The 15,628-nt window shown below is 56.0% G+C and carries 10 protein-coding genes and 2 rRNA genes; 8 read left to right on the forward strand and 4 right to left on the reverse strand.

Annotated elements, in window-relative coordinates:
• Positions 1 to 7 precede the first annotated feature (7 nt).
• On the reverse strand, positions 8 to 202 hold the full coding sequence (locus tag ACJO5Y_RS05375) for a hypothetical protein (protein WP_406985395.1): 195 nt from the start codon (positions 200 to 202) through the stop codon (positions 8 to 10).
• A gap of 68 nt (positions 203 to 270) precedes the next feature.
• Entirely contained in the window at positions 271 to 852 is a 582-nt protein-coding gene (smrA, locus tag ACJO5Y_RS05380) for a DNA endonuclease SmrA (protein ID WP_406985396.1), read from the reverse strand.
• A 161-nt stretch (positions 853 to 1,013) separates the two neighbouring features.
• Between smrA and ACJO5Y_RS05385 the strand changes: the two genes are divergently transcribed.
• From ACJO5Y_RS05385 to ACJO5Y_RS05420, 8 genes are all read left to right on the forward strand, one after another.
• Positions 1,014 to 2,930, forward strand: coding sequence for a putative nucleotidyltransferase substrate binding domain-containing protein (locus ACJO5Y_RS05385; RefSeq protein WP_406985397.1), 1,917 nt, complete (start codon positions 1,014 to 1,016; stop codon positions 2,928 to 2,930).
• Positions 2,931 to 2,947: 17 nt separating this feature from the next.
• Positions 2,948 to 3,655: a 3'-5' exonuclease gene (locus ACJO5Y_RS05390; RefSeq protein WP_406985398.1), complete on the forward strand. Its 708-nt coding sequence runs from the start codon at positions 2,948 to 2,950 to the stop codon at positions 3,653 to 3,655.
• A gap of 212 nt (positions 3,656 to 3,867) precedes the next feature.
• The gene (locus ACJO5Y_RS05395) at positions 3,868 to 4,131 is read left to right on the forward strand and encodes a DUF4212 domain-containing protein (protein WP_406985399.1); all 264 of its coding nucleotides are present in this window, start codon (positions 3,868 to 3,870) and stop codon (positions 4,129 to 4,131) included.
• A 6-nt stretch (positions 4,132 to 4,137) separates the two neighbouring features.
• On the forward strand, positions 4,138 to 5,904 hold the full coding sequence (locus ACJO5Y_RS05400) for a sodium:solute symporter family protein (protein ID WP_406985400.1): 1,767 nt from the start codon (positions 4,138 to 4,140) through the stop codon (positions 5,902 to 5,904).
• 96 nt (positions 5,905 to 6,000) lie between these two features.
• The gene (locus ACJO5Y_RS05405) at positions 6,001 to 6,507 is read left to right on the forward strand and encodes a hypothetical protein (protein ID WP_406985401.1); all 507 of its coding nucleotides are present in this window, start codon (positions 6,001 to 6,003) and stop codon (positions 6,505 to 6,507) included.
• 52 nt (positions 6,508 to 6,559) lie between these two features.
• A complete protein-coding gene (locus tag ACJO5Y_RS05410) occupies positions 6,560 to 10,075 on the forward strand; it encodes a hybrid sensor histidine kinase/response regulator (protein ID WP_406985402.1) in 3,516 nt (1,171 codons plus the stop codon).
• Positions 10,072 to 11,715, forward strand: a complete 1,644-nt coding sequence (locus ACJO5Y_RS05415) for a tetratricopeptide repeat protein (RefSeq protein ID WP_406985403.1) — start codon at positions 10,072 to 10,074, stop codon at positions 11,713 to 11,715. Before ACJO5Y_RS05410 ends, ACJO5Y_RS05415 begins: the two co-directional genes overlap by 4 nt.
• A 5-nt stretch (positions 11,716 to 11,720) precedes the next feature.
• Positions 11,721 to 12,425, forward strand: a complete 705-nt coding sequence (locus ACJO5Y_RS05420) for a sensor histidine kinase (protein ID WP_406985406.1) — start codon at positions 11,721 to 11,723, stop codon at positions 12,423 to 12,425.
• Positions 12,426 to 12,502: 77 nt separating this feature from the next.
• Here the strand turns inward: ACJO5Y_RS05420 and rrf are convergent.
• Both rrf and ACJO5Y_RS05430 read right to left on the reverse strand, forming a co-directional pair.
• A 5S ribosomal RNA gene (rrf, locus tag ACJO5Y_RS05425) occupies positions 12,503 to 12,617 on the reverse strand.
• A gap of 96 nt (positions 12,618 to 12,713) precedes the next feature.
• Positions 12,714 to 15,607 (reverse strand): 23S ribosomal RNA (locus ACJO5Y_RS05430).
• Positions 15,608 to 15,628 lie beyond the last annotated feature (21 nt).

The following is a 15,628-nucleotide window of genomic DNA, read 5'->3' on the forward strand; positions in this document are numbered from 1 at the left end:
TTCAGACCTATTTTACGACAGCTTCGCCGTCCTGATCATTCCAGATCTTGCGGTCATCACCGTCCATTTTGCCTTTGGTATCCCAGACTTCCCGGTTTTCCGTGGCTTCATCCACCTTGCCATTGTCATTCCAGATCACCCGGTCCTTACAACCCGCCATCGCCAGGGATATACACACTACAAAGAACAGTTTCTTAGCCATAGCTTTCTCCAGAGTCCTGTCTTACCAGGCTGTTTGATCGGTTCAGCCTTAGTATACAGCCGGCGCCGTTACCGGCTGCCATGTATTTCGCGATTGTGTTGCTTGTCCCGCTCGCTCTTGCGAACCATGACATAGACCGCGCCCGTGCCGCCATGGTGTTTCCGGGCCGAATGGAAGGCAAGCACGCTGTCCAGTTCCGGCAGCCATTTCGCGAGGTAACTTTTCAGTTGGGCAATACCATCCGGGTTGCGCTCGCCTTTGCCATGGAGAATGATGACTGAGCGAAGACCGTAGCGCACGCAATCATTGATGAAACCGAAGACCTCCCGCCGGGCTTCCTCAACGGTCATACGGTGCAGGTCCAGCCTCGCCTCTATCGGATACTGGCCCAGCCTCAGTTTGCGGAACACGCCATGCTGGACGCCAGGGCGCTGCCAGCTCAGAATATCATGTGCCGTCAGGGGCTCCACCATATCGGATGTCAGATGATTCGCATCTTTCACGGGTTGGTCCACGGCAGACCGTTGGCGCTCCAGATGACCGGGCGTCACTTCCCTCGGCGTTTTAACTTCCGCACGATTGGGCCTGCGGATGCGCCGGACATCCTTCATTTCTTCCAGAAAGCTCAGGCGCTCGTCTTTGGTCGTCATGATAATGTTGTTCAGCGTTGGAGTTAACGGAACTTTACCACCCGGCCCCACGGGCATAAAGCCAGACGGTCTCAGTGTAACTACCTGCGACGAAAATCGTAGGGCTGCCCCTCAGGGCCTGATCTACACTCGAGACTACAACAAACAGGACGGACGATAGTATGGTTGCCGCCTCGACGGATACCCCCCGCCCCCAGAACACCCGCGCGATCATGATGTTTCTCGGGGAGCATGCCCCGTTTTCCAGCATGGATGATACACATCTCGCGCACTTCGCCGAGCACGCCTCGCTACGCTTCTATGCCGATGGCGACATTGTGCTGTCTCCCGAGGATGGCCCGGTTCAACGTTTCTATGTGGTGAAGCAGGGGCGAATTCGCGGCGAACGCCACAACGAAAAGGAAGACAAGACTGAGACCACCTTCGAGATCAGTCAGGGGGAGTGTTTTCCCCTGGCGGCGCTCGTAGGCGAGCGCCCCACCCGCACCCTTCACCGCGCCTCGGGCGATACTTTCTGCCTGAGCATCGAACACGATGCTTTTGTCACCCTGCTTTCGGAAAGCGACCCATTCCGCGATTTTTGCCTGCGAGGTGTCAGCAGCCTGCTGGACCAGGTCAACCAGCGAATTCAGTCCGGCGCCATGGCGTCTATCGGCTCCAGCAGTTCCCTGGACACCCCTCTGGAGCGGTACGCCCTCCGGAATCCGATTGTCTGCTCTCCAGACCTTCCGGTTCGCAAGGCCGTCGCCCGGATGCACGAAAACAACGTGGGGAGCATTATCATTACCGATGATGAGCGGCACCCCACCGGCATTTTTACCCTGAGGGATCTGCGCACCATGGTGGCCGAGGAAAAAGGCCCCCTCAACACCCCGATCAGCCAGGTCATGACCAGAAACCCCATTTGCCTGACCTCCAACGCCGATGCCTTTGAGGCCGCCATGCTGATGGCCGAGCACCATTTTGCCCACCTGTGCGTGATCGATGAAGAGCATCGTCTGATCGGAGTGGTTTCCGAACGTGACCTGTTCTCCCTCCAACGGGTGGACCTGGTCAACCTGGCCAGGACCATCGGCACCGCCACCCATTTACGCACCCTCGTCAGCCTCCGCTCGGACGTATCCCGCCTGGTGGATGCCATGCTCGCCCATGGCGCCGACTCCGGCCAGGTGGTAAAAATCATTACCACGCTGAATGACGTGACTGTGCGGCGGGTGCTGGAGCTCAACATCAAGAAAAACGACCCCGGCATTCCCTTTACCTGGCTGACCTTCGGCAGCGAAGGGAGACAGGAGCAAACGCTGCTGACCGACCAGGATAACGGCATCCTGTTTGAGACACCGGAAGGCATGACGGAGGAACAGGTGCGGGAGAAGCTTCTGCCATTTGCAGAGAAGGTGAACAGGGAACTGGCGGAATGTGGCTTTACCTTGTGTAAGGGCAACATCATGGCCAGCAACCCGAAGCTATGCCTGAGCGGCAGGGAATGGGACGACTGGTTTATTCGCTTCATCGACGCATCGACACCGCAAAATCTGGTGTACTCCTCTATTTTCCTCGACATGCGTGCAGTCTTTGGCCCTACCGGGCCTCTGGAAGATCTGTACGGCAAGGTCCTGACACGTATCCAGAAAAATGCCCTGTTCCAGAAAATGCTGGCCGGCAACGCCATGAACCGGCGACCGCCGCTCACCATTTTTCGCAATTTCCGCTACGCGCCAGACGGCAGGAAACACACCATTGATCTCAAGCGCCAGGGGCTGGCCCCCTTTGTAGAGGCCATCCGGGTGTTTGCCCTGGCAAACGGGGTGGAGGAAGCCAACACCCTTGAACGTATGGACCGGCTCGTTGCCAAGGGGGCGTTTGATCCCAAGGATGCCAATGCCTGGAAAGAAGCCTACAGCCTTATCCAGGCTATTCGCATGCGGGCCCACCAGGAAATGCTGGATCGCAATGAACCGCTGTCCAATTACATTGACCCGGATGATCTCAACCCGCTGGACCGTCGGATCCTGAGGGAATCGTTCCGACAGGCCCAGCGTCTCCAGCAAAAGCTGGAAGTCACCTACCAACTATGATGAAAGGGCCAGGTGATATGCTGGAACAGATCCGTAACTGGATTGGACAACGTCGCGCCGGAACGCACGGGGCACATGACCCTGAGCACCTCCCCTCCCCCAGGGCCGCCGGTGATCAGGCGCTGTCTGACTGCCGGCTGGTTGTGCTGGATCTGGAAACCACCGGCTTTCACACAGGAAAAGACCAGGTCATCGCCATCGGCGCCGTTGCCATCACGGGGAGCGTCATCCACCTGGAAGACCAGTTCGACCTGATTCTTCGCCGCCCCGAACTTGATATCAGCGAGACAGTACTTATCCATGGCATAGGCCCCGAGGCCCTGACCCGGGGACATGAAACCGAAGACGCGCTGCTTCACCTGCTGGAATGGATGAATGGTGACCCGATCCTGGCTTTCCACTCGGCGTTCGACCAGAAGTTCCTGGAGAAAACCCTGAGACGGACACTGGGCTACACCCAAAGTCACACCTGGATCGATGCGGCCGAGTTGCTACCGGCTTTCTTCCCGGGCGCCAAACCCGGCGGGCGCGGCCTGGACAACTGGGTCGATTTCTTCGGTCTGGAGGTCAGCGAACGCCATCATGCGGCCGCAGACGCGCTGGCGACCGCAGAATTGACGCTGATTGCACTCAATAAGGCACAAAAAAATGACGTTTCAACGCTTGGAGAGCTGACCAACAAGCTACATTACTACCGGCGCCTGAAGAGGATGCAGCGCTTCTGAGCCGACACCCTTCGAGCTATGGAATCGTCCGATTCCGAGGCAAATGACTGAGAATTAGACCTTTTGCCAATATCTATATATCCCTTGACCAGTAAAGTCAGAGAGGACAACAAGTCGGAGAAGCACCTATATGAATAATAAATTCTCTAGCAATCGTATCTCTCCAGTAACAACACACCCAACCTCCACAACAACAATACAGGAGTGATCCTATGTCAGGTCATAGCTACGACGCTGAAAATTACTGGAAGGCGAATCTTCGCCTGATATTCGGGAGCCTGATCATTTGGGCCCTCGTTTCCTATGGCTTTGCCATCCTGCTGCGCCCGCTGCTTTCGGGCATTGCAATCGGTGGAACCGATCTTGGCTTCTGGTTCGCCCAACAAGGGTCGATCCTTACGTTTATTGCTCTGATCTTCTTCTATGCATGGCGCATGAACAAGATCGATGAACAATTCGGCGTACACGAGGAGTAAGATCGAATGAGCCAATTTGCAATCAATATTCTGTTCGTGGGGGGCTCCTTCCTCCTCTATATCGGCATCGCGATCTGGGCGAAGGCCGGTAGCACCAAGGACTTCTACGTTGCCGGCGGCGGCGTTCACCCGGTAACCAACGGTATGGCTATCGGCGCTGACTGGATGTCTGCAGCATCCTTTATCTCCATGGCGGGCCTGATTGCCGCCGGTGGTTATGCGAACTCCACCTTCCTTATGGGCTGGACCGGGGGCTATGTCCTGCTGGCGATGCTGCTGGCGCCTTACCTGCGCAAGTTCGGCAAGTTTACGGTGCCGGAGTTCATCGGCGACCGCTTCTACAGCCGTAACGCTCGCCTGGTGGCCGTTGTCTGCCTGATTGTGGCGTCTGTGACCTACGTCATCGGTCAAATGGCCGGCGCCGGCGTGGCCTTCTCCCGCTTCCTGGAAGTTGAAGCCACCATGGGTCTGATCATTGCCGCCGTTGTGGTCTTCATCTATGCCGTTCTGGGTGGCATGAAGGGCATCACCTACACCCAGGTTGCCCAGTACTGCGTACTGATCATTGCCTACACCATCCCTGCCGTGTTCATTTCACTGCAGTTGACTGGCAACCCGATTCCGCCACTGGGCCTGTTCTCCACACATACTGAAACCGGGCTTCCCCTGCTAGAGCGGCTGGACCAGGTGATCACCGAACTGGGCTTCCGCGACTACACAGCCGATGTCGATAACAAGCTGAACATGGTTCTGTTTACGCTGTCCCTGATGATCGGTACTGCGGGTCTGCCTCACGTTATTATCCGCTTCTTCACCGTACCCAAGGTGGCTGACGCACGCTGGTCCGCAGGCTGGGCACTGGTCTTCATCGCCCTGTTGTACCTGACCGCTCCGGCTGTCGCTTCCATGGCGCGTCTGAACCTGATGACCACTATCTATCCGGAAGGACCGACCTCTGCGCCAATCGAGTATGAAAACCGTCCGGGCTGGATGTCGACCTGGGAAGAAACCGGTCTGATCACCTACGAGGACAAAAACAACGACGGCCGCATCCAGTTGTACAACGACTCCGAAGCCTTTGCACCGGAAGCGGAAAGCCGCGGCTGGGCAGGTAACGAGCTGGTTGTGAACAACGACATTCTCGTGCTGGCGAACCCGGAAATCGCCAACCTGCCTGGCTGGGTCATCGGTCTGATCGCCGCAGGTGGTCTGGCAGCAGCATTGTCGACGGCAGCGGGTCTGCTGCTGGCCATTTCCTCAGCCATCAGTCATGACCTTATCAAGGGGGCTATCAATCCGAAAATTACGGAGAAAGGTGAGCTGAAAGCAGCGCGTATCTCGATGGCGGTGGCTATTGTGGTCGCGACCTATCTTGGCGCCAACCCTCCGGGCTTCGCGGCTCAGGTCGTAGCGCTGGCGTTTGGTATCGCCGCCGCTTCCCTGTTCCCGGTGCTGATGATGGGCATCTTCTCCAAGCGTGTAAATAACAAGGGCGCCGTTGCCGGTATGCTGGCTGGTCTTGGCGCAACCCTGGTTTACATCTTCATCTTCCTGGGCTGGTTCTTCATCCCTGGCACCAACAACCTGGCCAATACCCCCGATAACTGGCTGCTGGGTATTTCCCCGCTGTCCTTCGGTGCAGTTGGTGCCCTGATCAACTTTGCGGTAGCCTTTGCAGTCTCTTATGCGACTGAAGAGCCGCCCGTTGAGATTCAGGAGCTGGTTGAAAGCGTCCGTTACCCACGTGGTGCCGGTACCGCTCAAGACCACTAAGCAACAAGTCAACCGCTATCAGTCAACGTACTGACGGTTGATCCCGAACGGGCTTCCTCTGTGAGGGAGCCCGTTTTTTTTCGAGGAAAGCCTATTATGTTCTGGACTTTTGTAGCGACTGTATTCTCCGGATTGGGCGCTGCGGGCATTGCCCTTGGCATCCGTGCCCTGACCCGAAAGAGAGCGCCAAAATGGATTATCCCGGTCTTTGCGGGGGCGGGCATGCTGGCCTATCTGGTCTACATGGAATACGACTGGTTCGAACAGAAGCAAACCCTGCTTCCTGAGGAAGCGGTGGTCGTGAGCACGGAAAAGTACGGCGCCCCCTGGCGCCCCTGGACCTATGTGGTGCCGCAAGTGACAGCCTTTACCGTGCTGGATACAGACAGCATTGTTCAGGACAATCCCAACCAAAACGTAGTACGGTTCAATCTGTACCGGTTTGAGCAGTCATACACCGATGCCGTATCCCATAAAATGTACCTGCTCAACTGTGATACCCGGGAACTTGTGCCCTTCGCCAGGGACGACGAACCGGATCTGGACGAACTCCGGACCCTGTCACAGGATGACCGGCTATTAAGGGCCGCATGCACTGAATAACCCGGGCAACCGGGTCTGACAACCACCTATCGTTTCTTGGGAAAGCCTGTATATGCTCAGTGGCTGGCTGTTAGTTCTGATTTCAATCACCTACATCTCGCTACTGTTTGCCATTGCCTGGGCCGGCGATCGCCACCCCGGGCTTTATCGCCGCCGCTGGGCGCGGACTCACATCTACGCCCTGTCTCTGGCGGTATATTTCACATCCTGGACGTTCTACGGCGCTGTCGGTCGGGCCACCCAGGAGGGCCTGGGGTTCCTCCCTATCTATCTGGGGCCATTACTGGTGTTTGTGTTCGGCGCCCCGTTGTTGCGCCGGATTATCTACATCAGTAAACGCAACAACAGCACGTCCATTGCCGACTTCATTGCCTCACGGTATGGCAAGTCGCAGATTCTTGCCGCCATGATCGCGACTTTTGCCCTTATTGGCAGCGTGCCCTACATCGCGCTTCAGCTGAAGGCGATTTCCATGGGCTTCAATGTATTGTCGGATACCAGCACCGGTTACCATGAACTGAGCACCGCAGCCTGGAATGATTCAGCGTGGTATATCACTCTGGTTCTGGCGGTATTCACCGTATTATTTGGTACGCGCCACCTGGAGTCCACCGAGCACCACCGGGGGATGATTCAGGCTGTAGCGTTTGAATCCGTGATCAAGCTCGTGGCCTTCGTCGCTGTTGGCCTGTTCGTCAGTTTTGGCCTGTTCGGGGGTTTTGGTGATTTGCTTGCCAACGTCAGGGAAGCGGATCTGACCGGCACCCTCACGACCGACGGCATCGAGGCGCCAGCGTTTATTACACAGACCCTGGTGGCCATGTTGGCGATTATCTGCCTGCCGAGGCAATTTCACGTCATGGTGGTGGAAAATACCGACCATCGGGATTTCGAGACAGCCCGCTGGGCCATGCCTATTTACCTGATCATTGCCAGCGCATTTGTACTGCCCATAGCCGCCGGCGGACTGCTCTATCCTGAAGCCGGCAATACCGACCCCGACATCCTGATTCTCAAACTGCCCATTCTGGCCGGTGAGGAATGGCTTGCCATTCTGGCCTTCCTCGGGGGCGGTTCGGCGGCCGCGGCAATGGTTATCGTGTGTTCGGTGGCCATTGCCACCATGGTCAGCAACGAAATCATCATGCCGGCACTGCTCAAGTTCTTCCGCCCGAGGATGAATCAGCGTGCGGATCTCAGCCACCTTCTCCTGAGCATTCGCCGCGTCGCCATATTCGTGGTGCTTCTGACCGCCTACGGCTTTTACCGAATGGCGGGAGAAGATTACAGCCTGACCGCCTTCGGTCTGCTGTCATTTGCCGCCGCTGCACAGTTCGGCCCGGCACTGGTCGGTGGCATCATCTGGCGGAGGGGGAACTTTACCGGCGCCAGCTGGGGGCTGGGACTCGGCTTCCTGATGTGGTGTTACACCATGCTGCTACCAGCACTTGCATCCACCGGCTGGCTGACCGACACGCTGATAGACCAGGGCATATGGGGTATGGGGTGGACGCGCCCGACCGCCCTGTTTGGCTCAGAGCTCGACCATATCAGCCACGGCATTATCTGGAGCCTGGGTATCAACACTGTGACCTATGTCGTGCTGTCGATGCTGACACGCCAGCGGGTGCGCGAGAAAATCCAGATTGCCTCGTTCTTTCATGATCCCCAGCCCAAGGCGGAAACACCCCAGCACCAGACCTGGCAGGGCGAAATCCTGACGTCCGATCTCCAGGCCCTGAGCGATCGCTTCATGGGGGAGGAACGCTCCGAAACCATTCTGCGGAACTATGAGCGCCGCAACGCCATTCGCCTGCACCCTCACCGACCGGCCTCCTCGCATCTGATGAAATACATTGAGCGGCAACTGGCATCGGTCATCGGTGCGTCAACCGCTCGGGTGGTTCTGGAATCAACACTCACTGGCCGTGACATGCAGATCGAGGATGTGGTCAGTATTGTTGATGAAGCGTCACAGGCGATGACGTTCAGCCGTGAGCTGCTACAGTCTGCCATCGAGAACATCAGCCTTGGGGTGTCGGTGGTCAATCACCAACAACAGCTGGTGGTCTGGAACCACCGGTATCTGGAGTTGTTCAACTACCCCAAAGGCTACGTTCGTGTCGGGCGTCCGGTCGAAGACCTGATGCGCTACAACCTGACCAACGCCAACCTGTCCGCCCGGCGGATTGACGAGATCATTACCGACCGCTGTGGCAGCATGCGCGACGGATTGCCCATGTCCTACGAACGCCAGCGTCCCGATGGCACAGTTTTGCGAGTCGATGGCAGCCCCATTCCCGGCGGGGGCTATGTCACGACGTTTCAGGATATTACCGCGATGAGGCGCACGGAGCAGGCGCTCAAGGAAACCAATATTTACCTGGAGCAGCGGGTGAAGGAGCGGACCCAGGAATTGCAGGTGATCAACGAGCAGATGCTGAAGGCCAAGTCCGTTGCGGAACAGGCAAACCAGAGCAAGACCCGCTTCCTGGCATCCGCCAGTCATGATTTATTGCAACCGCTGAACGCCGCCCGCCTGTTCACCTCCGCCCTGGCTGGCAAAGCCGACGGGGACATGAAGGATCTGGTGGAGCACATCGACAGCTCACTGGGCGCCGCTGAGGAAATTATCAGCACTCTGCTGGACATCTCCAAACTCGACGCCGGCGCACTGGAGCCGGACATTGGCGCGTTCCCGGTTAACGACATAATGCGCCACCTGGCAACGGACTTCTCAGCCATCGCCATAGACCAGGGGCTGGAGCTCCATGTGGTACCGAGTACGGTGTGGATCCGCTCTGATGCAAAACTACTGCGTCGGGTGGTACAGAACTTCCTGTCCAACGCCATCCGGTATACCCCGGAAGGAAAAATTCTGCTGGGCTGCCGTCGACTGAAAGGCTATGCCCGTATTGAAGTCTGGGATACCGGTCCGGGGATACCCGAGGATCAGCTTGCCCATATCTTCGAAGAGTTCCGCCGCTTCCAGCACGGTCGTGACAAGAAAGGCCTGGGTCTTGGCCTGGCCATCGTGGACCGCATCAGTGGCATGCTCAATCACCCGGTCAACGTTCATTCTGTTCAGGGGCGAGGCAGTGTCTTCAGTATTACCGTGCCGGTTGTCCCCGCGGCACAGCCCCAAACATCGGTGGTAAAGAGTCAGGCCAGCTCTCGTCGTGTATCGAGCCTGGGAGGACTCCAGGTCCTTTGCATCGATAACGATCCCGCCATCCTACAGGGCATGGCCGCGCTGCTGGGCAACTGGCAGTGTGAGGTAACCTCCGCGGAAAGTCTCGACGATGCCCGCTACAAGCTGGACGGACAGCAACCCGATATTATACTTGCTGATTATCAGCTTGATGATAACAGGAACGGGCTGGACGCCATGGACGCGCTGAGAGACGGGTTCAGCGATGACGTCCCAGGTATACTGATCACCGGTTACATGGCGCCCGAGGTCAGGGAAGATGCAATAGCGCGAGGCTACCAGATTCTCTACAAACCAGTGAAACCCGCGGCACTGCGGGCACTGGTTAACAAGCTACTGAAACAGAAGCGTCCATGACAGACACGACGAGATCCAGCGGGGGCAATCCTTTTGGAAAGCTCCATTACCTGATCATCGATGATTTTGAGAATTTCCGGCTGTCCATGCGACAGATGTTGCGCAGTTGTGGCGCCGACAAGATAGAGCTGGTTGCTCATGGCGCCCCGGCCATTCAGTACTGTGCCTACAATCACGTTGATGTGGTTCTGTGTGATTACAATCTTGGTGAAGGCAAGAATGGCCAGCATATTCTGGAGGAGCTAAGACACAAGAAACTGCTCAAGCGATCGTCCCTGTTCCTGATGGTTACTGCGGAAACCTCCAAGGAAATGGTGATGGGGGCCAGGGAGTACCAACCTGATGCCTACCTGACCAAACCCATCAACCGCGCCATGCTGGAAAAGCGACTCAGTGGCCTGATCGAGCAGCGCAATGCACTGCTCCCCATTAACCGTGAAATCGACCGGGAAAACTACCCAGAGGCGATCTCACTGTGTCTGAACACCCTGCCCAAGCAGCCCCGTTACAAAACCTGGCTAATGAAAACCCTGGCCGATCTCTACTATCAGGTCGGCGATTACAGCCACGCCCTCAAGATCTACACGGATGTCCTCAACCAACGGGATCTGTCATGGGCAAAGCTTGGGCGAGGCAAGATCCTCCTGGCCACCCAGAATTATGATCAGGCAGTCTCTGCACTGAGGGAACTGATCAGCAAACACCCTGATTATATGGAGGCCTATGACCTGCTCGCCGATGGCCTTGAGCGCCAGGGCCGCGTGACACAGGCACAGCAGGTACTGGAAAAAGCCACGGAACACTCGCCCAATGCGTTGCTGCGGCAGAAACAGCTGGCCCGCCTCGCTACGTCGAACCAGGATATGTCCACCGCTTCAGATGCGTGGCGCCAAACAGTGAACCTTGGCACCCACTCCATCCATGACAGTTCAGATCATTACCTCTCGCTGGGGCAGACACTGTCTGACCTGAGTGAAGGCGACTCCAGCGATGAAGGTTCGAAGCATGCCGACGAAGCCATCAAAGTGTTGTCCAGAATGGAGAAACGCTTCTCTGATGACGACGGCGTACAGGTACGAAGCAGAATTGTTCAATCCAGGGTTTATGCCGGGCAGGGCAGGATAAGAGAGGCTGAAAAAGCACTTGAGTCCGTGGCAGAGGCCCTGGCCGAACCGGATCTGATTGACGCCGACACCGGCATTGATTATGCCAAGACCCTTTTCCGACTCGGCCGTGAGGACCAGGCCAAACATTTGTTGGGACAGTTGGCCCAACGGTTTCGTGAGGAACCGGACACCCTGCAGAAGATAGAAAACCTGCTGGATGAACCGGTTGGCTTCCGTCAGAAACTACAAGCCAGAGCCCATAACCGGGATGGAATCAAAGCATTCGAATCCGGCGACCTGGAAGCCGCTATTGATGAATTCTCGGGTGCGCTCGCTATCGTGCCAGCGCACGCCGCACTCAACCTGAATCTGGTTCAGGTCCTTATGAAAAAGCACGCGGATGTCGAGAACGATCCACAGTTATTGCAGCGGTGCCAGCAACACCTGGACAGACTTGCCAGCTTGCCGGAACAGCATCGGCAATATCGTCGTTATCTCGCATTAAGCAAAAAACTGAAAGGAATGATGGCATGAACAAGATGTCTGACCAAGGTACCGATAGTTCCAGAGACAATCATATCGACTTTTCCATGGTTCTGGCTTCCGCTGTCCATGACATGAAAAATTCCCTTGGCATGTTGCTGAACTCCCTGGATGAATTACGGACAGACTACGCTGACAGCATGAGTGAATCCTCCCGTTTCAACACCCTGCAATACGAAGCAGAACGCATGCACAACGATCTCGTTCAACTGCTTGGTATTTACCGGCTTGGTGAAAACAACCTGTCAGCACACATCGAAGAGCATTTTGTGCCGGGTTTCCTGTCAGATCACCTCGCCCGTCACACGCCTTTGCTGGAAGGGCTTGGACTTGAATACTCTGTAGAGGCGGATGATATCAATGGCTTTTTTGACGATGACCTGCTGACCGGGGTACTGAATAACACCATCAACAATGCCATCCGATACACCAAAAGCCGAATACGGCTGACCGCTGGCGAAAAAGATGGGTATCTGGTGATCGGTGTTGAAGACGACGGCGAGGGTTATCCAGAAACGATGCAGCATAATGGAACCCCGAACTTCAAATCCCTGGACTTCAAAAGCGGAAGCACCAGTCTTGGGCTGTTTTTCGCATCTTCGGTCGCCAGACTGCACAGCGAGGGGGAGCGCACAGGCTCTATCCGGCTACATAACGGTGGTAGTTTTGGTGGCGGGGTGTTTGAGATCTGGCTGCCTTAAAGCCGCCTGTCGACGGGTTTTCTTTCAGGCAATAAAAAACCCCAACATCAAGGATGCTGGGGTTTTCGGTATTAGGAGCCTGACGATGACCTACTCTCACATGGGCAACGCCACACTACCATCGGCGCAGGTCTGTTTCACTTCTGAGTTCGGGATGGGATCAGGTGGTTCCAGACCGCTATGGTCGTCAGGCAAAACGGTTGATCACTGGGTGGACGAGATGGAACGTGTGTCTTTCGACTGTGATATCGATTTCGTTGCGTTATCCGCAATTGTCTTGGGTGTTATATAGTCAAGCCTCACGAGCAATTAGTATCGGTTAGCTCAACGCCTCGCAGCGCTTACACACCCGACCTATCAACGTCCTGGTCTTGAACGGCTCTTCAGGGACCTCAAGGGTCCAGGGAGATCTCATCTTGGAAGGGGCTTCCCGCTTAGATGCTTTCAGCGGTTATCCTGTCCGAACATAGCTACCGGGCAATGCGTCTGGCGACACAACCCGAACACCAGCGGTTCGTCCACTCCGGTCCTCTCGTACTAGGAGCAGCTTTCCTCAAATCTCCAACGTCCACGGCAGATAGGGACCGAACTGTCTCACGACGTTCTAAACCCAGCTCGCGTACCACTTTAAATGGCGAACAGCCATACCCTTGGGACCGGCTTCAGCCCCAGGATGTGATGAGCCGACATCGAGGTGCCAAACACCGCCGTCGATGTGAACTCTTGGGCGGTATCAGCCTGTTATCCCCGGAGTACCTTTTATCCGTTGAGCGATGGCCCTTCCATACAGAACCACCGGATCACTATGACCTACTTTCGTACCTGCTCGACGTGTCTGTCTCGCAGTTAAGCGGGCTTGTGCCATTACACTAACCGCACGATGTCCGACCGTGCTTAGCCCACCTTTGTGCTCCTCCGTTACGCTTTGGGAGGAGACCGCCCCAGTCAAACTACCCACCACACAGTGTCCTCATCCCCGATCAGGGGACCAAGTTAGAACCTCAAACATGTCAGGCTGGTATTTCAAGGTTGGCTCCACGAGAACTGGCGTTCTCGCTTCAAAGCCTCCCAGCTATCCTACACAAACATGCTCAAAGTTCACTGTGAAGCTATAGTAAAGGTTCACGGGGTCTTTCCGTCTAGCCGCGGATACACCGCATCTTCACGGCGATTTCAATTTCACTGAGTCTCGGGTAGAGACAGCGCCCCCATCGTTACGCCATTCGTGCAGGTCGGAACTTACCCGACAAGGAATTTCGCTACCTTAGGACCGTTATAGTTACGGCCGCCGTTTACCGGGGCTTCGATCAAGAGCTTCGCACGAATGCTAACCCCATCAATTAACCTTCCGGCACCGGGCAGGCGTCACACCGTATACGTCCACTTTCGTGTTAGCACAGTGCTGTGTTTTTAATAAACAGTCGCAGGGGCCTGGTATCTTCGACCGGCTTCCGCTCCACCCGCAGGGGCTTCACGTACATACCGGCGTGCCTTCTCCCGAAGTTACGGCACCATTTTGCCTAGTTCCTTTACCCGAGTTCTCTCAAGCGCCTTGGTATTCTCTACCTGACCACCTGTGTCGGTTTGGGGTACGGTCTCGAATCACCTGAAGCTTAGAAGATTTTCCTGGAAGCAGGGCATCAATGACTTCCCGCTCGCATGAGCAGTCGTCGTCGCGTCTCAGGATTGAGGACCCGGATTTGCCTAAGTCCTCTCCCTACTCGCTTAAACCGGGACAACCGTCGCCCGGCTCACCTAGCCTTCTCCGTCTCTCCATCGCAGTGATCCAAGGTACGGGAATATTAACCCGTTTCCCATCGACTACACCTTTCGGTCTCGCCTTAGGGGCCGACTCACCCTGCGCCGATTAGCGTTGCGCAGGAACCCTTGGTCTTCCGGCGTGGGAGTTTTTCACTCCCATTGTCGTTACTCATGTCAGCATTCGCACTTCTGATACCTCCAGCATGCTTCTCAACACACCTTCGCAGGCTTACAGAACGCTCCCCTACCCCGCATACAAAGTATGCAGCCGCAGCTTCGGTGACCAGTTTGAGCCCCGTTACATCTTCCGCGCAGGCCGACTCGACTAGTGAGCTATTACGCTTTCTTTAAAGGATGGCTGCTTCTAAGCCAACCTCCTAGCTGTCTGAGCCTTCCCACATCGTTTCCCACTTAACTGGTACTTGGGGACCTTAGCTGGCGGTCTGGGTTGTTTCCCTCTTCACGATGGACGTTAGCACCCACCGTGTGTCTCCCGGATAGTACTCACAGGTATTCGGAGTTTGCATCGGGTTGGTAAGTCGGGATGACCCCCTAGCCGAAACAGTGCTCTACCCCCTGTGGTATTCGTCCGAGGCGCTACCTAAATAGCTTTCGGGGAGAACCAGCTATCTCCGGGCTTGATTAGCCTTTCACTCCGATCCACAAGTCATCCCCTGGCTTTTCAACGACAGTGGGTTCGGTCCTCCAGTTGATGTTACTCAACCTTCAACCTGCTCATGGATAGATCGCCCGGTTTCGGGTCTATGCCCAGCGACTAAATCGCCCTATTCAGACTCGGTTTCCCTACGGCTCCCCTATACGGTTAACCTCGCCACTGAACATAAGTCGCTGACCCATTATACAAAAGGTACGCCGTCACGGAACAAGTCCGCTCCGACTGCTTGTACGCATACGGTTTCAGGATCTATTTCACTCCCCTCACAGGGGTTCTTTTCGCCTTTCCCTCACGGTACTGGTTCACTATCGGTCAGTCAGGAGTATTTAGCCTTGGAGGATGGTCCCCCCATGTTCAGACAGGATGTCTCGTGTCCCGTCCTACTCGATTTCACTGGACTCAGGTTTCGGATACGGGGCTATCACCCACTATGGCGGCTCTTTCCAGGGCCTTCTCCTACCAGTTGTCCAGCTTAAGGGCTGGTCCCCGTTCGCTCGCCGCTACTGAGGGAATCTCGGTTGATTTCTTTTCCTTCGGGTACTTAGATGTTTCAGTTCCCCGAGTTCGCCCCGTACGGCTATGTATTCACCGCACGGTACCGACCCGAAAGTCGGTGGGTTTCCCCATTCAGAGATGTCCGGATCACAGCTCGTTTGCCAGCTCCCCGAACCTTATCGCAGGCTTCCACGTCTTTCATCGCCTCTGACTGCCAAGGCATCCACCGTATGCGCTTAGTTGCTTGACTATATAACCCCAAGACAACTGA

Source organism: Marinobacter alkalisoli, from assembly GCF_045449855.1.
In the GTDB taxonomy this organism is placed as follows: domain Bacteria; phylum Pseudomonadota; class Gammaproteobacteria; order Pseudomonadales; family Oleiphilaceae; genus Marinobacter.